Below are 24,613 nucleotides of genomic sequence, written 5' to 3' on the forward strand. Positions count from 1 at the left end.
CCGCTGCCTACGGGCGCGCCCGCTTGGGGAGGGCGAAGGCCAGCGCGCCGGAGGCCAGCAGGGCGAGGGCCGCGCAGAGCAGGGTCCAGCCCGCCGCGTGGATGAAGCCCTGCCGTGCCGCCCAGCTGAAGAAGCCGGTCCCCAGGGCGGCGACGCCGATGGAGCCGCCGAGCTGCTGGACCGCGTTGAGGACGCCGGAGGCGGACCCGGTCTCCTGCTCGGTGACGCCGGCGAGGGCGATCTCGAAGAACGGGCCCATCAGCAGGCCCATCCCGAAACCGGTGACCGCCAGCGCCGCGATCAGCTCCCAGCTGGTGACCTGCACACCCCAGTGGCCGAACGAGGCGCGCAGCCCGAGCGCTCCGGCCGTCATGACCAGCAGGCCGCCGTGCAGGACATGGCGTCCGAACCTGGGCCCGAGCACCGAACCGGAGAGGATCGCGCCGCCGACGATGCCCAGCGACAGCGGGATCATCGTGGCTCCGGCATGCAACGGGCTCCAGCCGGCGCCGAGCTGCAGCACCAGGGTGATGGTCAGCATCAGCCCGGTCATGGCCGCGAAGAACACCACGCCGACGCCGAGCGCCGCGGTGAACCCGCGGTGCCCGAACAGCCCGGGCTCGACCAGGGGCGAGCCGCCGTTGCGCTTGAGTCGTCGCTGGTACGCGCCGAACAGGCCCAGCATCGGCAGGGACCCGGCCATGGACGCGAAAGTCCACCCCGGCCAGCCCAGCTCGCGGCCCTGGACCAGCGGGAACACCAGCAGCAGCACGGCGGCGCTGAGCAGCGCCATCCCGGGGAGGTCGAGCCTGGTGGCGTCGGCGCTGCGGGTGCCGCGCGGGAACAGCCGGGCGGCCAGGACGGCGGCCGCCAGACCCAGCGGCAGGTTGATCAGGAAGATCATGCGCCAGCCGGTGCCGAAGAGGTTCGCGGTGACCAGGAACCCGCCGAGGGTCGGGCCGAGCACCGAGGACAGGCCCATCACCGGTCCGAAGGCGGCGAAGGCGGAGCCGGTCTCCTCGGGCGGGAAGGTCTCCCGGAGGATGCCGAGGCCCTGCGGGATCATCATGGCCGCGAAGGCGCCCTGCAGGGCCCGGCTGCCGATCAGCATGCCGGAGTCCACGGACACCGCGCACAGCGTGGAGCAGAGGGTGAAGCCGATCGTGCCGACCAGGAACATCCGGCGCCGGCCGACCAGGTCGCCCAGCCGGCCTCCGGTGATCAGGAACACCGCGAAGGTCAGGGTGTAGGCGGCGCTGATCCACTGGATCTGGGTGTCCCCGCCGCCGAAGCCGCGGGCCATCGAGGGCGCGGCGACGTTGACGATGGTGGTGTCGAGCAGGTCCATGATCTCGGCGGCGAGGATCACGCCGAGGATGTGCCAGCGCCACCGGTATCCGGGTGGGCGCGGATCGGCCTGGTCGAGGGGTGGGTCCTGAGTGGTGTCGAGGGTGCTCACGGGGTGCTCCGGATGGTGGGAAGCGAGGCGACTGCAAACGAATGCTGTTCGCGTTGGACGAACACCGTTCTACTGACGAACGCTGTTCGTGTCAACTAGAATCACAATCCCCGAACCCACGGAGCGCCCGATGTCCGCAGCCGCCACGCCTGCCTGGCCCAGCACCTGGGACGACGGATCCCGTCAGCCCAAGCGGCGCAGCCTCAGTCGTGAGGCGATCGTCGAGGTGGCCCTGGGCATCGTCGACGCCGAGGGTCTGGGCGCGCTGAGCATGCGGCGGATCGCGCAGGAGCTGAACACCGGCCCGGCCTCGCTCTACGCCCACGTCAGCGGCAAGGAGCAGCTGGTGGAGCTGCTGCTGGACCGGGTCTACGGCGACATGGACCATCCCGTCCCCGACCCCGGGCGCTGGCGCGAGCAGGTCACCGAGTACCTGCGGCGGTCACGCGACAACCTGGTCGCCCACCGCGACCTGGCCCGGGTGGCGATGGCCGTCAACATCCCGACCACGCCCAACGCCCTGGACGCCGCGGAGACGATGCTGGCGCTGCTGCGCGCCGGCGGACTCTCCAAGCAGGTCGCCGCGTACGGGGTGGACCTGCTGGCGCTCTACGTGACCTCGTCGGCCTACGAGATGAGCGAGCGCGGGGAGGCGGTCACCCGGGACCAGGCGCAGGACTACCTGGACGGGGTCCGCGGCTTCTTCTCGTCACTGCCGGCGGACCGCTTCCCGGTGCTCACCTCGATGGTCCCGGAACTCACCCGTGACGAGGGCGACGAGCGCTTCGATTTCGGTGTGGGCGTCATTCTCGCCGGTCTTGTGGCGCGCGAGCAGGCGTAGGCGTCTCATAGGAGGTCGGGGGGCTCGCAGCTCTACCGTGAGGTGGCCAGATGCACGTCTACGAGATGCACGCCCAGTACGCAGGCCCCGGCACGACCGGGCCGGTGACCTACTGGCACATGACCAGCGACGGATCCACCACCGCGCTCTGCGGGCGGGATCTGGACCCGGACGCCGCGAAGACCACGGACCAGTCGTGGAGCCACACCACCGAACCGGTCTGCCACACCTGCGGCGCGCTCTACCTGCGGCAGGTGGCCTGACGGCGGGTGCGCCGACCTGTGGGGGGCCGGTCAGGCGGAGCGGCGTTCCAGAGCTGCCAGGTAGGCGTTGTAGGCGTTGAGCTCGCTGTCCCCGTCGCGGTCCGCGGTGCGGTCCTTGCGCCGGGACAGCCGTTCCTCGGACTTCGCCCACTGGAAGGTCAGCGCGATCAGCACGATGAAGGTCGGGATCTCGCTGAACGCCCAGGCGAGCCCGCCGGCCAGGTGCTGGTCGGTGAGCGGGTTCGCGCCGAGCGAGGCCATCGGGTGCGCGAAGGACGTCACCATCAGCCCGGACGCCATCATCACCGCGACGCCGAAGAAGGCGTGGAACGGCATGCCGATGAACAGCTCCAGGATCCGCATCAGGTGCCCGGCGCGGTGCGGCCCGGGGTCCACTCCCATGATCGGCCAGAAGAACAGCAGCCCCACCGCCAGGAAGTGGGCCATCATCAGGGTGTGCCCGGCCGTCGATCGCATCAGGTAGTCGAACAGCGGGGTGAAGTACAGCCCGTACAGGCTGGCGATGAACAGCGGGATGGTGAACGCCGGGTGCGAGATCACCTTCAGGTAGCGCGAATGCAGCAGTGACACCAGCAGGTCGCGCGGGCTGAAACGGCCCCTGGCGGCGGGCAGGGCGCGTAGCGCCAGGGTGATCGGCGCGCCCAGCAGCAGGATGATCGGGGAGAGCATCGACAGCACCATGTGCTGCATCATGTGGGCGCTGAGCAGCTGCATCCCGTACTCGTTCAGCCCGGTGCAGGTCACCAGGCCGACGGTGAGCACGCCCAGGACCCAGGACACGGTACGGCCCACCGGCCAGCTGTCGCCGCGCCGCCGCAGCCGGACCACGCCGGCCAGGTAGAAGCCGAGCAGCAGGGTGCAGAGCACCAGGAACGGCCAGTTGGTGCCCGGGTCGAAGGCGAGCGCCCGACCCGGCGTCAGCGGCGGCAGGTCGTGCACCATGCCTGGCATCCCCGGCATGTCGCCCATGGGCCGTCCCTGCTTTCGTCGAGTCGTGCGTGCGTCCCGACCAGAGTAGAACTGTCCGTTTTGCTCCCATCAGCCACCCCCCTCGGGCGCCGCCTCGGGAACCCTCTCAGGGGTGGGGGATCAGGGTGTTCTCGTTGGTCCGTCCGGCCAGGAAGTCGTCGACGTTGCGCAGCGTGGTGTCGATGATCTGGCCCACGGCCGTGCGGGTGAAGTACGCCTGATGCGAGGTCACCAGCACCTGCGGGAAGGTCATCAACCGGGCCAGGGTGTCGTCGGTGACCACCTCCAGGGACTTGTCGAAGAAGAACAGCCCGGTCTCCTCCTCGTACACGTCCAGGCCGACGCCGCCCAGCCGGCCCGAGCGCAGCGCCTCCACCAGGGCGGCGGTGTCCACCAGGCCGCCCCGGCTGGAGTTGATCAGGATCGCGTCCGGGCGCATCCGCTCCAGCGCGGAGCCGTCGATCAGGTGGTGGGTCTCCCGCAGCAGCGGGACGTGCAGGCTGATCAGGTCGGACTCGCCGAGCAGCTGCTCCAGCGGGGTGTACGTCATGCCCAGCTCCAGGCAGGCCGGGTTCTGCGCGATGTCCCAGCCGAGCAGCGTGGTGCCGAAGCCGTGGGCGATCCGGGCGAAGCACTCGCCGATCTTGCCGGTGCCGACGACGCCCACGGTCATGCCGTGGACGTCCTTGCCCATCAGGCCGTCCAGGCGGAAGTCGAACTCGCGGGTGCGGCCGGCGGCCCGGGTGATCCGCCGGTTCACCGCCAGGGCCAGGGCCCAGGCGAACTCGGCGACCGAGTACGGCGAGTAGTAGCCGACCCGGGCGATGGTCAGGCCGAGGTCGGCGGCCACCACCAGGTCGATGTTGTTGAACCCGGTGGAGCGCTGGGCGATCATCCGGGTCCCGCCGGCCGCCAGGATCCGCAGCGTGGCGGCGTCCAGCCGGGCGTTGACGCTGGTGCTGACGATCCGGTGGCCGGCGGCCAGCGGTGCGGTGTCGCCGTTGAGGAACACCTCCAGGCAGCGGACCTGGTGGCGGCCGGCGAAGGCCTGCTCGATCAGGGGCTTCTCGTCGGCCTGCACGCCGTACGCGAGGATCTCCATGCGCTCACGCTAGGCGCGGAACCCGGCCCGGGCACGTCGGGGAACGTCGGGGACGAGCCCCCCGCGCCGCCGACCCCGTGCCTTCGGCGACGGTCGGCGGCGCGGGGTCGATCCGGCGGAGCCGTCCGCTCAGACGACGGTCTCGGCCTCGGCGTAGCGCTCGGCCGGTACGGTCTTCAGGTCGGCGACGGCCTCGGCCAGCGGCACCAGGTTGATCTGGGTGCCCTGCAGCGCCGTGATGTGCCCGAAGGCGCCCTTGTGGACGGCCTCGACGGCGTGCCAGCCGAAGCGGGTGGCGAGCACGCGGTCGTACGCGGTGGGCGTGCCGCCGCGCTGGACGTGGCCGAGGATGACCGGCTTGGCCTCCTTGCCCAGGCGGTGCTCCAGCTCCATGGACAGCTGGGTGGCGACACCGGTGAAGCGCTCGTGGCCGTAGATGTCCACGGTGCCCTCCTCCCAGTGCATGGTGCCGGGCTCCGGCTTGGCGCCCTCGGCGCAGACCACGATGGCGAACTTCTTGCCGCGCTCGAAGCGCTCGCGGACCACCGCGGTGACCCGCTCGATGTCGAACGGGCGCTCCGGGACGATGATCGCGTGGGCGCCGGCGGCCATGCCCGCGTGCAGGGCGATCCAGCCGGTGTGGCGGCCCATCAGTTCGACCACCATGACCCGCTGGTGCGACTCTGCGGTGGTCTTCAGCCGGTCCAGCGCCTCGGTGGCGACCGAGACCGCGGTGTCGAAGCCGAAGGTCACGTCGGTGCAGGCGATGTCGTTGTCGATGGTCTTGGGCACGCCGACGATCGGCAGCCCGCCGTCGGACAGCAGTCGCGCGGCCTTGAGGGTGCCCTCGCCGCCGATCGGGATGATCCCGTCCAGGCCGAGTTCCTCGCAGTAGGCCCTGGCCTGGGCGACCCCCTCGCGCAGATGGCTGGGCTGCACCCGGGTGGAGCCCAGGATCGTGCCGCCCTGGGCCAGGATGCCGCTGACCGAGTCCAGCGTCAGCTCGCGGTACTGGCCTTCCAGCAGGCCCTTCCAGCCGTCCTCGAATCCGATGATCTCGTCGCCGTGGTCAACGACTCCGCGGTGGACCACGGAGCGGATCACGGCGTTCAGACCCGGGCAGTCACCGCCACTGGTCAGCACACCAATACGCATCGTTTTTGCAACTCCCGAGCAGAACCGGACAACCGGATGTGCAGGCCCGAACAACCACCCCAATCGTACCGGCGCTTGTCCACGGGGGTCGGGAGTGGACCTGGCAACCAGGAGAAGGCATGGCAAATCGGACTATTCGCCCCATCGTGATGATACCGCCGGCAGCCTCCGGTCAGGCTGGGGCGGACGCGGGCACGGCGCCGTCGCCGAACCCCCGCGGGCAGGGTGTGATGACTGCTCCCGGGTGACCGCCGCCTGACCGAAGCGCCTCTGCTTCCCGGCGGTGACCTGGGCTTTGTGGTGCTCCGGCCGGACCGGCGCTAGGCCGGCTGCTGGACGGCGGCGATGCGCTCGGCGCGCAGCGCGTCGTACCAGGTGTTGTCGGCCGGCGGCAGCGCGCTGACGTCCAGCGCCAGCTTGATCAGCAGGTCCGCCACGGCGGGGTTGCGGGCGAGGATCGGACCGTGCAGGTAGGTCCCGAACACGGTGTCACGCCAGGCGCCCTCGGTACCGTCACCGGTGCCGTTGCCGCCGCCGACGGTGACCCGCGCCAGCGGGGACACCCCCTGGCCGAGATGGGTGACGCCCTGGTGGTTCTCGAACCCGGTGAGAGTGGGCAGGCCGAGACGGGGGTCGGGCTCGGCGAGGATGTCGCCGACGTTGCGGTGGCTCTCGCCACGGGTGCTCCACACGTCCAGCAGGCCGAGGCCGGGCGCGCGCTGGCCCTGGTCGTCGATGAACTCGTGGCCCATGATCTGGTACCCGGCGCAGACGCCGAGCACGATCGCGCCGTTCTCCACCGCGCGGCCCAGGCCCGGGTCGACCCGCAGCCGCTCGCCGGCCAGCCGCTGCGGCCGGTCCTCGCCGCCGCCGATCAGGTAGATGTCGCCGCTGGTCGGCACCGGCTGGTCGGACCGCACGTCGATGCGGGCGACGTCCAGGCCGCGCTGGCGCGCCCGGCGTTCGACGACCAGGACGTTGCCGCGGTCGCCGTAGGTGCTCAGCAGGTCCGGGTAGATCCAGACCACGCGCAGTGCGCTCTCGCTCATGAGTTCAGTCCTCCCGTCAGCCGCGCACGTCGCGGCGCAGCTGCTGGAACGCGGTGTAGTTGGCGATGGCCTCGATCCGGCCGGGCGGGGCCATCGCCACCGCCTGGGCGAGCGAGTCCACCACCTGGAACTGGACGCCGGCGACCTCCAGGCGCACCGCCAGGTCCAGCTTGCGCTGGCCCATCACGAACACCGGGTGGCCCACCAGGCGCTCGTAGTCGACGTCCCAGAGCCAGGAGGTGTCGGTGCCGTCCGCGGACTGCGCGTTCACCGAGAGCACGACCGGGGACGGCGGCGGGTCGATCAGGGTGAAGGTCTCCAGCCAGCCGGCCGGGTTCTTCGCCAGCAGCAGCCGCACCTCGCGGCCGGCCACGAACACCGACTCGTAGCGTCCGGCGACCGCCTGCACCGCCTCCATCCGCTGCAGCGCGACCTGCGGGTGCACCCCGAACACGGCGGCGACGGCGGCCGAGCTGGTGGCGTTGGACAGGTTGGCGCGACCCGGCAGCTGCAGCCGGATCGGCCAGGACGAGCCCTGCGGGTCGACCACCTGGTCCCCGCGCAGCGCCCAGTGCGGCTGCGGGCGGCGGAAGCCGCAGGTCGGGCAGAACCAGTCCTCGCCCGGACGCTGCATCACCCCGCCGCAGCTGGGGCAGGACCAGGCGTCCTCGCGGTAGGCCTGACCCGCCGCCACCCAGACCACCTTGCGGCAGGAGGAGGCCGCCCAGGTCACCAGCGGGTCGTCGGCGTTGGCGATGATCACCGCCTCGCTGCCCTGCAGGCTCTCGCGCCAGTGCTCGGCCAGCATCCGGGTCTCCGAGGAGCGGTCCAGCTGGTCCCGGGAGAGGTTGAGCAGCGCGATGGCCTTGGGCGCGGTGTCGCGGGCGACCGTGGCGAGGTACTTCTCGTCCACCTCGATCACGCCGAAGCGGGCCTCGCTGGCGTCGGCGAGCGCGGAGGTGATCCCGGCGGGCATGTTGGCGCCCAGCGCGTTCGAGACGACGACGCCGGCCGCCTTCAGCGCCTCGGCGATCAGCCGGGTCGTGGTGGTCTTGCCGTTGGTCGCGGAGACCAGCACCACGTCCAGGTTCTCGGCCAGGGTGCGCAGGAGGTCGGGGTCGAGCCGCAGGGCGACCTTGCCGCCGATCACTGAACCGCTGCCGCGCCCCGCCGTCCGCGACACCGCGGCGGCGACCTTGCCCGCCGTCACGGCGAGTTTGGCGCGCGGGGGCAACGTGGCCGAAGGGCCGGCCGGCTCGGGGTTCGCTGGCATCGTGGTCGCTCTCCTCCTCGGTTCGGACGGGGTCAGCCTACCGGCAGCGCGATTCTGCCAAGCGGTGGCACTGGATCTAGGCTTCTGCGTCATGGCTTCGACCCGTCCCCGCATCCCCGGCAGCAGCGGCACCGTGCACCCCGTTATTCCCTGGGCGGAGCCGGTGCTGGGCGCCGCCTGTGCCCCCGTCACCGCGTTCGACAGCTCGCTCGAACGGCTGGTCGAGGATCTCTACGCGACCATGTACGCGCATGACGGGGTGGGCCTGGCGGCCAATCAGATCGGGGTCGGGCTACGGGTGTTCGTCTACGACTGCCCCGACGACGAGGACGTCCGGCATCTGGGCCACCTGGTCAACCCGGTGCTGCTGGAGGCGGACGGGGTCCGGGTGCCGGGGGAGGAGGGCTGCCTCTCGCTGCCCGGCGTCCGGGCCTCGACGGTGCGGTGGGACCGCGCGGTGGTGCGCGGCCAGGACCTGACCGGCGCGGAGCTGGAGATCGAGGGGACCGGTTTCTTCGCGCGCTGCCTCCAGCACGAGACCGACCACCTCGACGGCGGCGTCTTCCTCGACCGCCTCACCGGCCCCCGCCGCAGCTTGGCCCTGCGCCGCACCCGCCGCTCAGTGTGGTACCACCCCGTTTCCTGAAGGGGCGCGGGGAACTGCGCGGTGGTACCACCCACCTGCCCAGGGGCGCGGGACTGTGCCTGATTAACCCCGTGCGCTGCCAACCACCCACGACCCGCACCGTTGGCACCGCAGCGCTCCGCGCCTACGCCCCCGGTCGGTCCCCAGCAGCAGCCAAGCGGCCCCAGAGCAGGTCGGCGAGCGTCTGCACCATCCGGTCGCGGGGGAAGGGCCGGGTCTCCAGCCACCAGTCGCCTGCGGCCAGGACCATGCCGGTGATGGCCTGGCCCCAGGCCTCCGCGAGGACCGCGCTCTCGGGCCCGAGGTCGACCTGCTCGCGGACCGCACGGGACAGCTCGTCGGCGATCAGCCGCAGCGCCGGGGCCAGCGGACCGGCCGGGGAGAGGCCGTCGGCCGCCGGGTCGGGGTGCGCCAGGAAGCGGTAGACCTGCGGGCGGGCCTCGATCGCGGCGAGGTAGGTGTCCAGCACCGCCTCGACCCGGTCGCGCCGCTCCAGCGGCAGCGCCAGCGCGGCCCGCACCGCGTCCAGCAGTCCGGTGGTGTGGCGCTCGGCGAGGGCGCGGTAGAGGCCGTTCTTGTCGCCGAAGTGCCGGTACAGGATCGGCTTGGTGATGCCTGCCTCGGCGGCGATGGTGTTCATGCTGGCGCGCGGGCCGTCGCGGCGCACCACGCGGTCGGCGGCGTCCAGCAGGTCGCTGCGGCGGTCGGCCATTGACTTTCCTTACTCGGGGGTAACAAACTTGGTACGCAGTTACCGAAGGTAACACCAAAGCGTATCCGTACCCATGCTCGATCTGCCGGGGAGACACACCGACCATGACTGCCTTCAGCCTCGACCTCAACGAGGACCAGATCGCCGTCCGCGACTGGCTGCACGGCTTCGCGGCCGACGTCATCCGTCCCGCCGCCGCCGAGTGGGACGAGCGCGAGGAGACCCCCTGGCCGGTGATCCAGGAGGCCGCCAAGGTCGGCATCTACTCGCTGGACTTCTTCGCCACCCAGCAGTTCGACCCGACCGGCCTCGGCATCCCCCTCACCATGGAGGAACTGTTCTGGGGCGACGCCGGCATCGGCCTGGCGATCGTCGGCAGCGCGCTCGCGGCGGTCGGCGTGGTCGCCAACGGCACGCCCGAGCAGGTGGGACTCTGGGCGCCGCAGATGTTCGGAACCCCGGACGACGTCAAGGTCGCGGCCTTCTGCTCGTCCGAGCCGGACGCCGGCTCCGACGTCGCCGCGATGCGCACCCGCGCGGTGTACGACGAGGCCACCGACGAGTGGGTGCTGAACGGCACCAAGACCTGGGCCACCAACGGCGGCATCGCTCACGTCCACGTCGTGGTCGCCTCGGTCGATCCGGCGCTGGGGGCGCGCGGCCAGGCCTCCTTCATCGTCCCGCCGGGGACCAAGGGGCTGAGCCAGGGTCAGAAGTTCAAGAAGCACGGCATCCGCGCCTCGCACACCGCCGAGGTCGTCCTGGACCAGGTCCGGGTGCCCGGCGACTGCCTGCTCGGCGGCAAGGAGAAGCTGGACGAGCGGCTGGCCAGGGCCCGCGAGCGGGCCGCCGCCGAGGCCAGGGGCGAGCGGGGGGAGAAGGTGAAGAACGCGGCGATGGCCACCTTCGAGGCCTCCCGGCCGGCGGTCGGCGCCCAGGCCGTGGGCGTGGCCCGGGCGGCGTACGAGGTGGCGCTGGACTACGCCAAGACCCGCGAGCAGTTCGGCCGGCCGATCATCGACAACCAGGGCATCGCCTTCACCCTGGCCGACATGCGCACCCGGATCGACGCCGCCCGGCTGCTGGTGTGGCGGGCCTCCTGGATGGCCAACAACAACAAGCCGTTCACCTCGGCCGAGGGCTCGATGTCCAAGCTCTACGCGGGCGAGACGGCCAAGTGGGTCACCGCCCAGGCGATCCAGATCCTCGGCGGCAACGGCTACACCCGCGAGTACCCGGTGGAGCGGATGCACCGGGACGCGGCCATCTACACCATCTTCGAGGGCACCAGCGAGATCCAGCGCCTGGTCATCGCCCGCACCCTCTCCGGCCTGCCCATCCGCTGAGCGAGTTGGCAGCGGGACGCGCATCGACAGCGGCTCTTCCGGTCACTGTGGTCGAGGTGTCACATGTGCGCGTCCCTGGCCGAGTTGATCGCTTGGGCGAAAATGGGAGATCAACTTGAGGCAGGCTCAGCCTGGGGGATCGGGGCTTCCCTGCGTGGCGAGCCAGCCGTCCGGAACGAGGATCCTACGGAAGCGGACGCGCCCGCCAGCTGTTTGGACGCGCATGCGAAACGTTCCGAGCGTTTCGTACCACCTCCTCCGTCGAGAGGCGGGCGTGGGGTGCGGTCAGGCGGACGTCGGTTGTACGGACGGTTGGGGCTGGCATCGTCACTCACCGTAGTGTCAAGCGTGGCCAGATGACTCCCCGGGCGGTGAACCTGCGTTTGTCGTCGGGCCGGAGGTTCCCGGGGGGCACGTCAGTACCCACCGGAGCCGGGTTCAGCATCGACGACGCCGCCATCTGACGGGCTCCGGTGCGGGCCGCTTGCGGGGCATCACGTGCAGGCCTTCCTCGGTCCAGCCGTCATCGGCTCGTCTGCATCATTCTCACACCTTCGGCGTGGCGCCAGGAATAGTGCGGTCCACCACGCGCTTATGCTTGACATGTCACGTAATCTGCAGCGGAGGACGGCGATGAACCAGCTTGAAGGCAAGACGGCCCTGGTGACCGGCGGCACGTCCGGGATCGGGCTCGCGACGGCCCAGCGCTTCGCCGAGGAGGGCGCCCAGGTGTTCGTCACCGGCCGCCGCCAAGCCGAGCTCGATCAGGCGGTCACTTCGATCGGTCACGGCGCGGTCGGCGTCCGCGGCGACGTGTCCGACCTGACCGATCTCGATGCGGTCTACGCGAAGATCTCTCAACGCGGTCGCGGTTTGGATGTCCTGTTCGCCAATGCCGGTGGTGGGTCGTTCGCGACGCTCGAAGATTTGGACGCCGCGCACTTCGACCAGATCTTCGCCGTCAATGTCCGGGGCACGGTGTTCACCGTGCAGAAGGCTCTGCCCCTGCTGAACGAGGGTGCCTCGGTCATCCTGTCCGGCTCGACCGCCGCCACCAGCGGCACTCCCGCCTTCGGCGTCTACGCCGCGACCAAGGCCGCTATCCGGTCGTTCGGACGGACCTGGGCGGTGGAGCTGGCCGGCCGAAGCGTACGGGTCAACGTGATCGTGCCCGGCCCAACCGAGACCGCCGGCTTGCGCGGCCTGGCCGGCGACGCAGCCCAGGCCGACGGGCTCATGGCTCAACTGGGTAGCGGAGTGCCGTTGGGACGAGTCGCCCGCCCCCGCGAGATCGCCAACGCCGTGCTGTTTCTCGCCTCCGACCAGAGCAGCTTCGTCACCGGCAGCGAACTCTTCGCCGACGGCGGAGAAGAACAGCAGTAGTCGCACCCGCGGCCGCCCGCGCGCGCTCCGCACCACTCCTACGCAGTTCTGACACGACGTTCCAGAAGGAGCACCTCATGTCAAAGGCAGTCCTGCTCACCGATTTCGGACCCCCCGGGGTACTCAAGCTCGGCGATATCGAGATCGGCGACCCGGGCCCGACCCAAATCCGCCTGGCCGTTCGCTTCGCCGGTGTCGGACCCACGGATCTGGCCATCAGATCCGGGCGTCTGCGCACTGTCTTCCCCGCCTCTGCGGGCGCGGTGCTCGGCTTCGAGGCCGCAGGAGTGGTCGATGCCGTCGGAAGCGCGGTCACCGATGTCTCGACCGGCGACGAGGTCGCGGTCTTCCTGCCCGGCCTCGGTGGCTACGCCGAACTCGTTGGAGGCCGCTACTTCGAGGACTGCAACGAAGCCGGCCCCAACGAGCCCGGTGTTCGCCGCGGAGTCGCCGCGTACGCGCTCGACGAGGACAACGCCGCACGCTTGTGGCAGGTCTCACTCGACCTCATCCGCACCTGATCCTCCGTCTCTTCGCACTCCGCAACCCTGACGAAATCGCAGGACCAACAGCGCTGATCCCGGGTGGCTGCTCCGGCATCGACTTGGAGTGCGCACAAATTTCGCGTGGACTGCCGGCCGGGGCCAGAACTCACCCTGCAGGCCAACCCGAAGGACCGCCCATGAACAGCACCGTCGCCGACCTGATGCGCCGCAACCTTCTCGACGTCTTCAACGAACCGGCCCCCGAGCGCCGCAACGCGGCCATCGCGCAGACCTACGCCCAGGACGTCGTGTGGCACGAACCCGACCGCGTCATCCGAGGCCGCGAGGCACTCGCCCAGCGCGCCACAGAACTGCGTGCGCAGACCCCAGACTGGGTCTTCCGGCCCGACGGCCCCGTCTCCGTCAACGACGACCTCGGCCACCTCGGCTTCCAGTTCGGCCCCGCCGGTCAACCGCCCGTCGCGACCGGAATGGACATCGCCCGCTGCAAGGACGGCGTCATCGTAGAGCTCTACACCTTCGTCGGCGGGAGCAGCCAACCGTCCTAGTGCGACGGGCCCGAGCGCTTCGCGCCCAGCACACGGGCGCTCACACCACGCCCGCGGCGACCAGGTCGCCCTCCGAGCGCCGCCCCGGAGCCGGGTCAGCGAAGGGCTCACGACTGCACGGCGAGATCGCAGCGGCGGCTACCTGATTCTCCGTCAAGTGGCCGCCCGTGGGAGTCTCAACGGCTCTGCCAAGATTTCCGTCCAGTGTGTGCTCGGGCCCTGGATCACGGCGGGGAGGTCGTTTTGAGGTTGCGGGCGAAGTTGCCGCGCTTGAGCTGCAGCGTCTCCTCGTCGATGAGGCTGCCGGGGTGTCGGGTCAGCCAGGCGGTTACCTGCCGGACGGTGGTGGGCTCATGTACCCGTCGTGGCCAGGGGCGACGTCAGACATGAACCAACCCCCGGCTGGAGCGGCCATCCAACGGTCATGCACTTCGACGGTCAAGCACGGCGCCCTCCCCAGCCCTGGCGGGGAGGGCGCCGTCTCTGTCTCCTGTGCCTACTGGTAGCCGTTCCAGTAGTTCTCGGTGCCGGGGCAGGCGTGGTACGTGTTGGACGCCCACATGGCCTTGCCGTTGGCCCAGATCACGAAGTTCCCGTCGGCCTGGACGACGGCGGTCGAGCCGGAGCCGCCCCAGGTCTGGGAGTTCCAGGCGACCTGCCCGCCGACCGGCTGCCCGGTCTCGCTCATGATCGTCGACATGTAGAGGGCCAGGTTGCCGTCGTTCCAGAAGGTCAGATGGACGTTGTCGATGTTCCACTGGCTGGTGTTGCTCGCCCAGACGGCCTTGTTCGAGCCGTCTCCCTGGCAGTACAGGACCAGGTTGCCGTCGTTCTGCAGCTTCAGGACGGTGTACGGTCCCCACCACTCGTGCTGACCGTTGAAGTTACTGTTGTTGGCGTAGAGGGTGGACTGGTGGCCGCACGGGGCGCTGCTCGCGCCGTTGAGCGTGACGCAGACAAAGGACGTGGCGGACGCCGGTGTCGCCGAAAGGACGCCCACCCCGGTGGCCAGGGCCGCCGTAGCGAGCGCCGCGTGAAGTGCCTTCTTGAATTTCATCGCTGATATCTCTCGTGCAGAGGGTCGGCCTGAGCAGGCCGTGATGATCACAATCCCAAGCGACACCTACAATTCCCTTACAAGATCGTGGCGAAGCGGATTCGCTCGGGCCCGCCCGGGCACGGACCCGCAGCCGCCCGGGCGGCGGGCCGCGCACGGGGCGCGCCGAAATTCGGTCGCCCGCAATGCGGCGCGTCCGTAGGCTCGTTCACAGCACCGTGGAGCAGTTCGGTCAGCTCGGGGGCCTCATAAGCCTCAGGTCGCGGGTTCGAATCCCGCCGGTGCTGGAGTCATCGTTGCGCCCCAGGCGCCCAGCGCGCGAATCGCGGGCTCGAGGCTGAGGCCTGTGTCGGTCAGTGTGTACTCCACGCGTGGGGGGACCTCCGCGTAGATGACGCGCAGGACCAGCCCGTGCTCCTCCAGGGAGCGCAACCGGTCGGTGAGGGTCTTGGGGCTGATGCCGACGAGCGAGGTCCGCAGCTCTGTGAAGCGCTTGGTGCCGCCGAGCAGGTCACGAATCACGAGCATCGTCCACCTGCCGTCGAGGATCTGCACGGCCCGGGCCACCGGGCAGCCGTCGTCGGCGCATTCCTCATCCATGACATCTCCCTGTTCGGACCCAATAGTTCAATTATGGATACTAGTTCACTCTTTGACAATCGACCCTGGTGCTCGCCTACCGTCACGGCATCGTCCACCTGCTGAACGGAGCACCACCCGTGCGAGCACTACGCATCACCCTTGTCACCGTCGGAGTCTTCCAACTGGCCCTGGGGGCACTGTTCCTGCTGGCACCCGTGGCAGGCGCCGAGGCGCTGGGCCTGCGCCCGGCAGCACCCTCGTGGGCGAACTGGCTGTTCGCGATGATGGCCGGCCGCTTCCTCGGCTACGCCTACGGCATGTTCACCGCGGCGCGGGCACCGCGCCTGCGCGTCGGCTGGATCGACACGATGATCGTCATCCAGGCCATCGACTGGATCGCCACGCTCGCCTACCTGGCCGGCGGAGACCTGAGCCTGAGCCAGGTCAGCACCGCCGCGTTCGCGCCGGCGCTCTTCATCGGCGCGCTCCTGTGGTTCCACCCGCGCCGACTGCCGGCCAACCGCTGACCGCCGACCACAGCCGAGGAGTCCCCCCATGCGCCGCACCTACCGCACGCTCTACCGGCTGGGCATCGTTCCCTGGGACCAGCCAGGGGCGCCGGCCCCTCTCGTCGGCATCGTCGAGGGCCCGACAGCGCTGCCACCCGCCCAGGCCCTCGACCTCGGCTGCGGTACCGGCCGCCAGGCCCACTACCTCGCCGCGCACGGCTGGTCGGTCACGGCCGTCGACTACGCACCCGAGGCCATCGCCACTGCCCGCCGCAGCCATGCGCCGGGCCACGTCGTCTGGCGTGTCGCGGACGTGACCGAGCCCGGTGCGGTCGACCCCGACGGCCGACTCGCCGGTGCCACCTCACTCCTGCTCGACAACGGCTGCCTGCACGGGGTCCCGGTGGGACGCCGGACGGGATGGGCCACCACGGTCAGCACCCTTGCCGCACCAGGGGCCGTCCTCCTGGTGCGCGCCGCGCCGCGCCGACGCCGCGGCATCGGCCCCCGCGGGATCGACGAGAGCGAGATCACCGCGCTCCTCGCCCACCGTTGGCGACCGCTCGTAGCACTCGAGTCGACCTGGTTCTCCTACGCTCTGCTGCCAGCGACTCCCCTGCCGAGCCAGGACACAGTGGCCGATCCCACGGCCCCTGCCGTCGAGGCAGCTGACCGGGGCGACCCAGGAGACCTGGTCGATCCGGGCGAGGTGGAGGGTTAGTTCACGAAATCCGCCCCCGTTCGTCGGGCAGTGGGGCCGTTTCGCTCCCGTTCGGCCTGGTCCTCGCAGGCATCGGCTGGCTCATCCTGCATCGCGGCCTTCCGGTCGGTCTCGGGGGGCGAGTGCAGACACGGGACTGGATCGCCGGGCACCGGAAGCGGTCCGGTATACCGCCCGCGCTCTGAGCTTGCCGGGCCCTACCGACGGGGTGCGGCCACGACCGTCGACGCTGCAGGCTGTTCGCCGGTGCGCCGGGGTTTGGTACCGGTCTTGTGGTGGGCGGGGCGTACGTAGGGTTCGCCGTTGGCCAGGACGCGTCCCACGTCGTGCCGCGGGGCCGGGTGCCGGTTCTTGGACCCGGGTGGGCGTCCTGGGCCCGGTTTCGTGGGCTTTTGTCCTCGGACCGGGGTGGGCGTCATCGCGCACAGGTTTCTGAACCCCCGTCTGACCCGGGCGGGGTTCAATTCCCTGGCGGCGCACGGTGGTCGTAGCTCAATTGGCAGAGCACCGCGTTGTGGTCGCGGTGGTTGCGGGTTCGAATCCCGTCGATTACCCCAAGGGCCCTGCAATCTGCAGCTTGCAGGAGGATTTGGCAATGAACGGCCTCAGGCCGTCGCCCGGCCGTCCTCGCCGATCGGGGCCGGCAGGACACGCAGCCGCTGGGCCAGGTCCCGTACGGCGGTCGCGTCCGTGCCCGCGAGCTTGGCGTTCAGTCGTGCCAGGCGGGACCGTGCGGTCGCCCGCAGCCGCGCAGCCGGAATCCGGTCCAGGACATCCAGTGCCCGCAGTGCGGCGTCGGCAGGCTGGTCCTGCGCCTCGGCCAACGCGAGCACCAGAGTCGCCGCCGCCCACCCCGGTGTCTCCGGGGCCTTCGCGGCGATCGACTCCTCGGCGATCCGCGCGGCCCGGTCGTACCTGCGCAGCGTCAGGTTCGCCTCGGCGGCGTGCAGCCGGTGCTCTGCGAGGTCGTAGCCGAACCTGCCGGGCATCTCGCCCGCGCTCTCCAGGATCCGGTCGGCCTCCTCGAGGACCGTGTCGACCTGGTGCGCGTCGCCGAGTCCGGCGAGCGCGGGGAGTTGTGCCCAACCCATCAGCTGGGCACGACGCAACCCGTCAGGCGCGTGCCCGAGCCCGTGCTCGGCATGGGCGAGGGCGTGCCGCCAGTCCTGCCTGGCTGTGGCGACCATTGCGAGGGCTCCCGACGCCCACGCTGCCAGAGTGGGTTCCCCAGTACGCTCGCCCAGGTCCACGGCGAGCGTCAGGTGAGTGCGGGCCCCGGTGTCGTCGGCCAAGTGGTGGGCGAGGTTGCCGAGCAGCGCCGAGAGCCAACCGACCTGACGGCGTAGTTCTGTCCCGAGCGACCCATCCGACGAACCGCTGATCGCGTCCGTAAGCAGCAGCCGGCAGCCGCGCACCTCGTCTCGTGTCGCCAGACCGAGTTGCTCCACCCGAGCGCCGGATGGCACCAGGGGACTGCGCCTGGTCCAGGCCGAAGCCTGCCGTTTCCTCGGCACTACCGGCACGACGTACGACGCGATCTACTCGGTGTGGGGCGCGGCGTGGTTCACCGACCCCGAGGAGTTGTTTCCGCTTGTTCGCGAGGGCTTGAATCCAGGTGGCGTGTTCGCGTTCTCCCACGCCGAGCCGCTCGAAGGGTTCTACGGCCCGGAGGCCATGTACGGCAACGGCTTCAACGGCCCCCGCCTCACCGTCGTGCGCTGGTCCTACGACCCCGAGACCTGGGAGGGCCTGCTGAAGCGCCACGGCTTCACCGACATCCGCGTCGACATCGTCCAGGCCCCTGATCCGGACCACGTCGGCACTCTCATCGGCACGGCCCGCGTTCCCTGAGCGGCTGTCCCGTCACGTCCTCGCGCTCGGTCATCGCACCGGCCTGACCGCTATGGGGCGGTTGCGGGACCGGGGGCACTCGGGGCAGGTCCGTACGGGTGGACTCGCCGGGGGGTGAACGGGAGTGCGGGGGGCTGGGCCGGGGCGGGTGGTGACGTTGGCTGGCAAGGTCCTCTCCTACCGGAAGAGATGTCCCGTCATGCGCCGTGCCTCCGCCCGCCGACTCGCCACCGCCGTGCTTGTCCTCTCCACCCTGGTACCCCTCGCCCTGGTCGCGCCCCCGGTCCAGGCCGCCCCGCCGAGGGCCGCCGTCTCCGCCACCGGCACCCAGGCGGACGACTGCCCGCCCCATGGTCTGGATCCCGCGCTCGTGGCCGGCCTGGACAAGGCGATCGAAGACGTCCGGCAGCAGACCGGCGTTCCCGGCGTGACCGTCGGTCTGTGGATCCCCGGCCGGGGAAGTTACGTGCGCTCGTTCGGGGTGGCCGACAAGGTCACCGGCGCGCCGATGACGCCCGACCTCAACATGCGGATCGGCAGCGAGACCAAGACCTTCACCGCCACCGCCGTTCTGGAGCTGGTCGACGACGGGCTGGTCCGGCTCGACGACCCGATCTCCGCCTACCTGCACGGCGTCCCCGACGGCGACCACATCACCGTCCGTCAACTGCTGGAGATGCGCAGCGGCCTGTTCTCGTACAGCGCCGACCAGGGCTTCGTCACGGCCCTGCTGAGCCACCCGACCCGCCCGTTCACCCCGCACCAGCTGCTGGCGTACGCCTTCCGCCACCCGAACGTCTTCGCCCCGGGTACGCAGTTCCAGTACTCCAACACCAACTACATCCTGCTCGGCCTGCTGGTGGAGAAGCTCGGCCGGATGCCGCTCGCCGAGTTCATCCGCGAACGCGTCACCCGGCCGTCGCACCTGCACCGAACGCCCTTCCCGCTGGGCGCCGAGTTCCCGAGGCCGCACGCGCACGGCTACACCAACCAGACGCCGACGGGTGCGATCGCCGACACGACCCACTGGAACCCGAGCTGGGGCTGGGCCGCCGGCGCGATGATCTCCGACCTGAGCGACCTGCACCGCTGGGCCAAAGGGGTCGCCACCGGTGCCCTGCTCTCCCCGGCGACCCAGGCGCAGCGGGAGAACTTCATCCCGGTACCGGGTTTCGACGGCGCGGGGTACGGCCTGGGCCTGTTCCAGACCCACGGCTGGATCGGGCACAACGGTTCGCTGCCCGGCTACGAGTCGGTGACGGTGTACCTGCCGGAGCAGGACGCCACGCTGGTGATCCTGCTCAACACCGACATCCTGTACAACGGCAACGAGCCGAGCACCCTCTTCGCCAAGGCGATCACCTCCCTCGCCACCCCGGGCCACGTCTACGACCTCCCGGCCGAGGGCTGACCGGGCCACACGACCCGGTACCGGTCAGATGATCCGGGCCAGGTCCCCGTCGACCACGAGGGCCTGGCCGTCGCGCAGGGTGCGGTGCGGCGTGCCGTCGGTTCGGTAGTGCTCCGCGACGACGCCGCACATCTCCGTCTCGAAGTGGCCGGGGGAGTCGATGTGGGGCACGAAGGCGTGGTCGAGGATGCCCAGTCCGTCCCAGACCGGCTCGTCGCCCCAGGTCTCGGTGACGTGCTCGGGGAAGTCGCAGTACTCCAGCCCGCGCAGGCTCGGCGCGAGCACGCAGGGGCCGGCACTGTACCCGGCGTAGACGATCGCGTCGCGCCGCAGCAGGCCGGTCAGGGCCTCGTCGGCTCCGCTACGGGCAAGGGCGTAGCGGAGCATGAACGCGTTTCCGCCGCGCGCCCAGACTGCGGGAAACCGGTCCAGGGCGGCCTGGACGGCAGCCTGGGGCTGGTCGAAGAAGTCGCGCAGGTCGAGCTCCCTGGGGTGAAAGCCCAGGGCGGTGAGCGCGTCGACCTCGAGTTCCACCGCGCTGCGGCGAACGTCCTCGGGGACGGAGTCCATCGCGTTGGCGATCACGGCGATGTCGCCGGGTCCGACGTCGCCGAGCAGGGCGATCAACCGGTCGGGGTGGTCGCCGATGCGGAAGGAAGAGAGATACAGACGCATCCGTGGACCGTAGCGGGCGCGAGGGCGGGCCTGCCGGCATTTTCTGCCCGCCCTGCCGTCGTCCGCTCAGGCGAAGAAGTAGTCGGCCTTCGCGTAGTGGTGCGGGACTCCGCAGTGAGGGCAGGCGTACGAGTTCGTCCCCGGCATCGCGGCGGGCTTGTCGAAGGCCTCGCGCGGCATCTGAACCGGCGAGGGAAACCTCTTTCCGCAGCTCTTGCAGATGAGATGAAGCTCCTCGGAGATGTTCATGCTGCCAGGCTGCACCGACTGCGGCGTGATCGCGCGTCGGGCACCCGGTCGGGGCCTTGGCGCCGCCCGGGTGCCGGTGTCAGGCGGCGCCGCTGCCGCACAGCTCGCGGACCGGGGCGGGCGCGGGTTTGTCCTCGGCCTCCCGCGCGGCCTGACGCATGGCCCGCGCGGTCGGAGCCCACTCGCGTCGGGCGATGGCCTCGGCCATGACGGGGTGTTCCTCGACGGCCCGGCGCGCGCAGCGGACATCGGCGGCCAGCCGCCGGTACTCGGCCTGGCGGGGCAGCGACCACGACGTGGGCGGGGTGCCGGGTCCGGCGAGAATCCAGCCCCGGGCACGCTGCTCGGCCGCCCACACGTCCTGCTGGAGGCGGATCAGGTCGGGCGGGAAACGGGGCTCGGACACAGGACCATGATTCCAGGCGGCACTGACATGACGGGCGCCGAGGCGCCGAGGGTGGCGAGCATCACGAGGGCGTCGATCTGCTCGTAGCGGGCGGAGGCCACTCCTGCGCCGAGCGGCTCGGCTCCCCGCGGATCCGCGCCGCCACCCCTGTCCCCTGTCCCCGGATGTCAGGGGACCAGAGGGGGGCGGCGCGGAGAAGTCCCGCGAGGGACTTACGGGTGCGGCGAGAAATCGGCCGGACGCAGCGTCCCCTCTCGCTCGTCCGGCTCCGCCGGCGGGGTCTGGGCCTCGGCAGTGGTCACGACCGACGCACCGTCTGTGGGTACGGTGGTGTCCTCTTCGACAGGCACGACACTCTCAGGCAGTTCCATTCGCTGCTCCCTCCTCTGTGGATCCTTACGGCGGAACTCTCGCACACCTGAATCAACGGTGACTCAACGTCTGATTCACGCCATTCTTGACGCGCGTAGTTCAAGGACAGCGGCGGGTTTATGACGAGCTGGGGCTGTGGTGTACGTTCGGCCTGGCTCGGATGGGGTCGGATCAGGAACTCGGGCCGACGGGGAGTCACCATGGACGACGGCACAGCACCTGCGCCCGCACTGCTGCGCTTTCACGTTCTCGGCACGATGGCGGCATGGCGGAACGACCAGCCGCTGCCGATCGGCTCGCCCCAGCAGGTCGCGCTGCTCACCTCGCTGCTGCTGCGGCCGGGACAGGCGGTGCCGCTGAAGCAGCTGATCGACGACCTGTGGGGCGACGAGGTACCGGACCACGCGGTCGGCGCCGTCCGCACCTACGCCTCGCGGCTGCGCTCGGTGCTGGAGCCCGACCGCCCGCGCCGGGCGCCGGGCGTGGTACTGGTCTCGGTCGGCGACGGGTACGCGCTGCGCACCGGCGGTGACCCGGCCCGATCCGTCGACGCGCACAGCTTCACCGCGGGATGCGCCGAGGCGGTCCGGCTGCGCGGCAGGGGCGCCACCCAGGACGCCTACGACCAGTACGGCGCCGCGCTCGCGCTCTGGCAGGGCGAGGCGCTGCCGGGAGTGCCCGGCCCCTACGCCGAACAGCACCGCGGCTGGCTGGAACAGCGCCGCATCGCCGCCGTGGAGGCCCGGCTGGAGCTGGGCCTGGAGCTGGGCCGGCATGTGGAGGTGTCGGCCGAGGTCGGCGCGCTGGTGGCGGAGCACCCGCTGCGCGAGCACCTGCGCGGACTGCAACTGCTCGCCCTGTACCGCGGCGGCCGCCAGGCCGAGGCACTGGCCTGCTTCGCCGAGGTGCGCACCCTGCTGATCGAGGAGCTGGGCGTGGAGCCCGGCCCCGAGCTGACCCGGCTGCACCAGCGCATCCTCAACGCCGATCCGGAGCTGGCCGCGCCGCCGCCCCCGCCCGCGGACCCCTCCTACGCGGTCGTGCGCCCGGCCCAGCTCCCCACCGACATAGCCGACTTCGCCGGACGCGAGGAGCAGCTGCAGCAGGTCGTCGCCGCGCTCAGGGCACCGGCCGGGCAGGCCGTGCCGGTGACCGCGCTGTCCGGCATCGGCGGCTCCGGCAAGACCACCCTGGCCGTGCACGCCGCGCACCGCGTCCGCGCCGAGTTCACCGACGGGCAGCTCTTCGCCGACCTGCGCGGTGCGGAGCATGTCACCGCCGACCCGGGCCTGGTGCTGGTCGACTTCCTGCACAGCCTCGGCACCGCGCCCGGCAGCATCCCCGAGCGGCTGGAGGAGCGATCCGCGCTGTTCCGCTCGCTGGTCGACGGCCGCCGGCTGCTGATCGTGCTGGACAACGCCAGGGACGCGGCCCAGATCAGGCCGCTGCTGCCGGGCACCCCCGGCTGCGCGGTGGTGGTCACCAGCCGGGTCCAGCTGGCGGAGCTCCCCGGGGCGCGGCTGTTCGAGGTGGAGACCTTCCAACGGGCCGAGGCGCTCGACCTGTTCAGCGCCATCGTCGGCACCGAGCGGGCGGCCGCCGAGCCGGAGGCCGTGGACACGCTCGTCGCGGCCTGCGGTTACCTGCCGCTGGCCGTGCGGATCCTCGCCTCCCGGCTGGCGGTACGCCCCGCCTGGAGCGCCGCGGCGCTGGCCGAGCGGCTCGCCGACCAGCGCCGCCGGCTGGACGAACTGCACCTCGGGGCGCTCGGCGTGGAGGCGACCTTCCAGCTCAGCTACGAGCAGCTGCGCCCGGACCAGGCCAGGGCGTTCCGGCTGCTGGCCCTGCCGGAGGGGCACGGCCTGCCCACGGCCGCCGCGGCCGCGGTGATCGGGCTGCCGGAGCGCGAGGCCGAGGCCGTCCTGGAGTCGCTCTACGAGGCCGGGCTGCTGCTGGCCCGGATGCCCGGGCACTACCAGTACCACGACCTGCTGCGGCTGTTCGCCCGCCGCCGCAGCGAGCACGAGGACAGCGCCGAGGACCGGGTGGCGGCGGTGCAGCTGCTGGTCGACCATCTGCTGGCGTCCATGGGCAACGCCTCGCGGGCACTGGACCCGGACAGCGTCCTGGTCCGCCACTTCCAGCCGACCCGGGCGGTCGGCGTCGCCTTCGCCGACCGGGAGAAGGCGGCCCGCTGGCCGCACAGCGAGAGCGCGCTGATCTTCTCGATCACCGAGCAGATGGTGCGCAGCGCCGCCGACGAGGACCCGGCGGCGCCGGGGCTGGAGCTGCGTCCGGCGGTCGACCTGCTGCTGGGCCTGGTCTGGCTGCTCGACGGCCAGGTGCACGCCTCGCGCTTCCGCGACGTGCTGCGTCCGGCCGGAGTGGCCGCGCGGCGGCGCGGCGACCGTACCGCCGAGGCGCGGGTCTGCTACCTCACCGGGCTGCTGGACCGCCTCGCGGCCAACCACCGGGCGGCCGAACCGGAGCTGCGCCAGGCCCTGGCCCTGCTCGACCCGCAGGACGCGGCGGACCGCGCGCTGCGGGCCACCGTCACCAACGAGATCGCGCTGCTGCTCAACCTCACCTCGCGGACCGAGGAGGCGCTGGTCTGCTTCCTGGAGTCGCTGGCCTTCTGCCGGGAGCTGGGCAACATCGCCGGTGAGGCCCGGGTGCTGAGCAACATCGCCCGGGCCCATCTGGCCGCCGGGCGTGCGGACGAGGCGGTGGCCTGCGCCGAGGAGGCGGGCGTCACCGCGGAGCGCTCCGGCAGCGCCACCAGCATCGCCGACACCAGCTACCAGCTGGGCATAGCCCTGCGCGGGGCGGGCCGGGCCGAGGAGGCCGGGGTACGGCTGCGCCGCGCGCTCGGCTACTTCCGGGAGCAGCAGCGGCGTTCCTTCGAGGGCCTGGCACTGGCCCGGCTGGCCGAGTGCCTGACCGACCAGCAACTGCTGTCGGAGGCGGTGGCCTGCGCCGAGCAGGCGGCCGCCATCGCCGAGGAGCTGGACTCCCGGTACGCCCGGGCGCTGGCCCAGGCGGCGCTGGGGCGCGCGCTGTCCGGCCAGCACAGGGTGGACCGGGCCCGCGAGTGCCTCACCGAGGCCCTGGCCCTGTTCGAGCAGCTGCAGGCGCCGGACGCACCGGCCACCCGGGAGCTGCTGGAACGCCTCGCGGCCGACTGAGCCCGAACCCCGCGGGTTCGAAAACGGCGCGCTCGAACGCCACGAACTCAAAAACCGTCCTCGTCCGTGCGCGGTATGTCGCTGTGGACGAACCACTTCCACGGGCCGGGGACCACCACGGACCGTCCGCGGTCGGTCCGTTCGGGGCGGGACACGGGCGGGCGCAGGGCCGCGTTCAGGGGTATCACGGTCGCGGTTCTCAGCGGCTGCGAGTCACGGCGGTCACCGGTGGTCTTGGTCATGCGCCCATCCTCGGGCGCGGCACTCAACAACGGATCAACACCGTTCGCCGCACCGATCAACGCCTCGGCCGCCCGGCCCC

At 71.2% G+C, this 24,613-nt stretch carries 26 protein-coding genes and 2 tRNA genes; 14 read left to right on the top strand and 14 right to left on the bottom strand.

Annotated features, from left to right (window positions below):
* Window positions 1–7 precede the first annotated feature (7 nt).
* Window positions 8–1,459 (bottom strand): MFS transporter, encoded by a 1,452-nt coding sequence (locus ABH925_RS20830; RefSeq protein ID WP_370150009.1) that lies wholly within the window; start codon window positions 1,457–1,459, stop codon window positions 8–10.
* A gap of 130 nt (window positions 1,460–1,589) precedes the next feature.
* Here ABH925_RS20830 and ABH925_RS20835 point away from each other — a divergent pair, with 130 nt between their 5' ends.
* Window positions 1,590–2,300 carry a TetR/AcrR family transcriptional regulator gene (locus ABH925_RS20835; RefSeq protein ID WP_370150012.1) on the top strand — a complete coding sequence of 237 codons (711 nt, stop codon included), beginning with the start codon at window positions 1,590–1,592 and terminating at the stop codon, window positions 2,298–2,300.
* Window positions 2,301–2,350: 50 nt separating this feature from the next.
* Window positions 2,351–2,563 (top strand): hypothetical protein, encoded by a 213-nt coding sequence (locus ABH925_RS20840; RefSeq protein WP_370150013.1) that lies wholly within the window; start codon window positions 2,351–2,353, stop codon window positions 2,561–2,563.
* A gap of 30 nt (window positions 2,564–2,593) precedes the next feature.
* Here ABH925_RS20840 and ABH925_RS20845 read toward each other — a convergent pair whose 3' ends face one another.
* The 5 genes from ABH925_RS20845 to ABH925_RS20865 all read right to left on the bottom strand — a co-directional run bounded on the left by ABH925_RS20845 (window position 2,594) and on the right by ABH925_RS20865 (window position 8,132).
* Window positions 2,594–3,553, bottom strand: coding sequence for a cytochrome c oxidase assembly protein (locus ABH925_RS20845; RefSeq protein ID WP_370150014.1), 960 nt, complete (start codon window positions 3,551–3,553; stop codon window positions 2,594–2,596).
* Between the two features lie 106 nt (window positions 3,554–3,659).
* Window positions 3,660–4,655 (bottom strand): 2-hydroxyacid dehydrogenase, encoded by a 996-nt coding sequence (locus ABH925_RS20850; protein WP_370150015.1) that lies wholly within the window; start codon window positions 4,653–4,655, stop codon window positions 3,660–3,662.
* Between the two features lie 129 nt (window positions 4,656–4,784).
* The gene (locus ABH925_RS20855; RefSeq protein ID WP_370150017.1) at window positions 4,785–5,810 is read right to left on the bottom strand and encodes a 6-phosphofructokinase; all 1,026 of its coding nucleotides are present in this window, start codon (window positions 5,808–5,810) and stop codon (window positions 4,785–4,787) included.
* A gap of 320 nt (window positions 5,811–6,130) precedes the next feature.
* Window positions 6,131–6,859 carry a type 1 glutamine amidotransferase gene (locus ABH925_RS20860; protein ID WP_370150019.1) on the bottom strand — a complete coding sequence of 243 codons (729 nt, stop codon included), beginning with the start codon at window positions 6,857–6,859 and terminating at the stop codon, window positions 6,131–6,133.
* A gap of 16 nt (window positions 6,860–6,875) precedes the next feature.
* Window positions 6,876–8,132 carry a MurT ligase domain-containing protein gene (locus ABH925_RS20865; RefSeq protein ID WP_370150021.1) on the bottom strand — a complete coding sequence of 419 codons (1,257 nt, stop codon included), beginning with the start codon at window positions 8,130–8,132 and terminating at the stop codon, window positions 6,876–6,878.
* Window positions 8,133–8,223: 91 nt separating this feature from the next.
* Here ABH925_RS20865 and def point away from each other — a divergent pair, with 91 nt between their 5' ends.
* Window positions 8,224–8,778 (top strand): peptide deformylase, encoded by a 555-nt coding sequence (def, locus tag ABH925_RS20870; protein ID WP_370150023.1) that lies wholly within the window; start codon window positions 8,224–8,226, stop codon window positions 8,776–8,778.
* A 124-nt stretch (window positions 8,779–8,902) separates the two neighbouring features.
* Here def and ABH925_RS20875 read toward each other — a convergent pair whose 3' ends face one another.
* A complete protein-coding gene (locus tag ABH925_RS20875; RefSeq protein ID WP_370150026.1) occupies window positions 8,903–9,490 on the bottom strand; it encodes a TetR family transcriptional regulator in 588 nt (195 codons plus the stop codon).
* 104 nt (window positions 9,491–9,594) lie between these two features.
* Between ABH925_RS20875 and ABH925_RS20880 the strand changes: the two genes are divergently transcribed.
* From ABH925_RS20880 to ABH925_RS20895, 4 genes are all read left to right on the top strand, one after another.
* On the top strand, window positions 9,595–10,836 hold the full coding sequence (locus ABH925_RS20880; protein ID WP_370150028.1) for an acyl-CoA dehydrogenase family protein: 1,242 nt from the start codon (window positions 9,595–9,597) through the stop codon (window positions 10,834–10,836).
* A 633-nt stretch (window positions 10,837–11,469) separates the two neighbouring features.
* The gene (locus tag ABH925_RS20885; RefSeq protein WP_370150029.1) at window positions 11,470–12,219 is read left to right on the top strand and encodes an SDR family oxidoreductase; all 750 of its coding nucleotides are present in this window, start codon (window positions 11,470–11,472) and stop codon (window positions 12,217–12,219) included.
* Between the two features lie 77 nt (window positions 12,220–12,296).
* Entirely contained in the window at window positions 12,297–12,740 is a 444-nt protein-coding gene (locus tag ABH925_RS20890; protein ID WP_370150031.1) for an alcohol dehydrogenase catalytic domain-containing protein, read from the top strand.
* A 161-nt stretch (window positions 12,741–12,901) separates the two neighbouring features.
* Window positions 12,902–13,273: a nuclear transport factor 2 family protein gene (locus tag ABH925_RS20895; protein WP_370150033.1), complete on the top strand. Its 372-nt coding sequence runs from the start codon at window positions 12,902–12,904 to the stop codon at window positions 13,271–13,273.
* Between the two features lie 496 nt (window positions 13,274–13,769).
* On the opposite strand, the gene ABH925_RS20900 is transcribed toward ABH925_RS20895, so the two are convergent.
* Window positions 13,770–14,330, bottom strand: coding sequence for a hypothetical protein (locus tag ABH925_RS20900; protein WP_370150034.1), 561 nt, complete (start codon window positions 14,328–14,330; stop codon window positions 13,770–13,772).
* 212 nt (window positions 14,331–14,542) lie between these two features.
* Here ABH925_RS20900 and ABH925_RS20905 point away from each other — a divergent pair.
* Window positions 14,543–14,617, top strand: a tRNA-Met gene (locus ABH925_RS20905).
* Here ABH925_RS20905 and ABH925_RS20910 read toward each other — a convergent pair.
* Window positions 14,586–14,930 carry a winged helix-turn-helix transcriptional regulator gene (locus tag ABH925_RS20910; protein ID WP_370150036.1) on the bottom strand — a complete coding sequence of 115 codons (345 nt, stop codon included), beginning with the start codon at window positions 14,928–14,930 and terminating at the stop codon, window positions 14,586–14,588. The genes ABH925_RS20905 and ABH925_RS20910 overlap by 32 nt on opposite strands.
* Before the next feature lie 68 nt (window positions 14,931–14,998).
* On the opposite strand from ABH925_RS20910, the gene ABH925_RS20915 reads away from it, so the two are divergent.
* The 3 genes from ABH925_RS20915 (at window position 14,999) to ABH925_RS20925 (ending at window position 16,699) form a co-directional block, all read left to right on the top strand.
* A complete protein-coding gene (locus ABH925_RS20915; protein WP_370150038.1) occupies window positions 14,999–15,439 on the top strand; it encodes a hypothetical protein in 441 nt (146 codons plus the stop codon).
* Between the two features lie 28 nt (window positions 15,440–15,467).
* Window positions 15,468–16,142: a class I SAM-dependent methyltransferase gene (locus ABH925_RS20920; protein ID WP_370150039.1), complete on the top strand. Its 675-nt coding sequence runs from the start codon at window positions 15,468–15,470 to the stop codon at window positions 16,140–16,142.
* 481 nt (window positions 16,143–16,623) lie between these two features.
* Window positions 16,624–16,699 (top strand) — tRNA-His (locus ABH925_RS20925).
* 48 nt (window positions 16,700–16,747) lie between these two features.
* Here the strand turns inward: ABH925_RS20925 and ABH925_RS20930 are convergent.
* The gene (locus tag ABH925_RS20930; RefSeq protein ID WP_370150041.1) at window positions 16,748–17,608 is read right to left on the bottom strand and encodes a hypothetical protein; all 861 of its coding nucleotides are present in this window, start codon (window positions 17,606–17,608) and stop codon (window positions 16,748–16,750) included.
* A 154-nt stretch (window positions 17,609–17,762) separates the two neighbouring features.
* On the opposite strand from ABH925_RS20930, the gene ABH925_RS20935 reads away from it, so the two are divergent.
* Both ABH925_RS20935 and ABH925_RS20940 read left to right on the top strand, forming a co-directional pair.
* The gene (locus ABH925_RS20935; RefSeq protein ID WP_370150042.1) at window positions 17,763–17,993 is read left to right on the top strand and encodes a hypothetical protein; all 231 of its coding nucleotides are present in this window, start codon (window positions 17,763–17,765) and stop codon (window positions 17,991–17,993) included.
* 199 nt (window positions 17,994–18,192) lie between these two features.
* Window positions 18,193–19,404: a serine hydrolase domain-containing protein gene (locus tag ABH925_RS20940; RefSeq protein ID WP_370150044.1), complete on the top strand. Its 1,212-nt coding sequence runs from the start codon at window positions 18,193–18,195 to the stop codon at window positions 19,402–19,404.
* Window positions 19,405–19,428: 24 nt separating this feature from the next.
* Here the strand turns inward: ABH925_RS20940 and ABH925_RS20945 are convergent, their stop codons facing one another.
* From ABH925_RS20945 to ABH925_RS20955, 3 genes are all read right to left on the bottom strand, one after another.
* Complete coding sequence (locus tag ABH925_RS20945) at window positions 19,429–20,079, bottom strand: Type 1 glutamine amidotransferase-like domain-containing protein (protein WP_370150046.1); 651 nt, start codon at window positions 20,077–20,079, stop codon at window positions 19,429–19,431.
* Window positions 20,080–20,145: 66 nt separating this feature from the next.
* Window positions 20,146–20,328 (bottom strand): hypothetical protein, encoded by a 183-nt coding sequence (locus tag ABH925_RS20950; RefSeq protein ID WP_370150048.1) that lies wholly within the window; start codon window positions 20,326–20,328, stop codon window positions 20,146–20,148.
* Window positions 20,329–20,407: 79 nt separating this feature from the next.
* Window positions 20,408–20,734, bottom strand: coding sequence for a hypothetical protein (locus ABH925_RS20955; protein ID WP_370150050.1), 327 nt, complete (start codon window positions 20,732–20,734; stop codon window positions 20,408–20,410).
* Between the two features lie 572 nt (window positions 20,735–21,306).
* Between ABH925_RS20955 and ABH925_RS20960 the strand changes: the two genes are divergently transcribed.
* On the top strand, window positions 21,307–24,291 hold the full coding sequence (locus tag ABH925_RS20960; protein WP_370150051.1) for a BTAD domain-containing putative transcriptional regulator: 2,985 nt from the start codon (window positions 21,307–21,309) through the stop codon (window positions 24,289–24,291).
* 47 nt (window positions 24,292–24,338) lie between these two features.
* On the opposite strand, the gene ABH925_RS20965 is transcribed toward ABH925_RS20960, so the two are convergent.
* Window positions 24,339–24,533, bottom strand: a complete 195-nt coding sequence (locus tag ABH925_RS20965) for a hypothetical protein (RefSeq protein WP_370150053.1) — start codon at window positions 24,531–24,533, stop codon at window positions 24,339–24,341.
* Between the last annotated feature and the right edge of the window lie 80 nt (window positions 24,534–24,613).

It is taken from the genome of Streptacidiphilus sp. EB129 (genome assembly GCF_041262645.1).
Taxonomy (GTDB): domain Bacteria; phylum Actinomycetota; class Actinomycetes; order Streptomycetales; family Streptomycetaceae; genus Streptacidiphilus.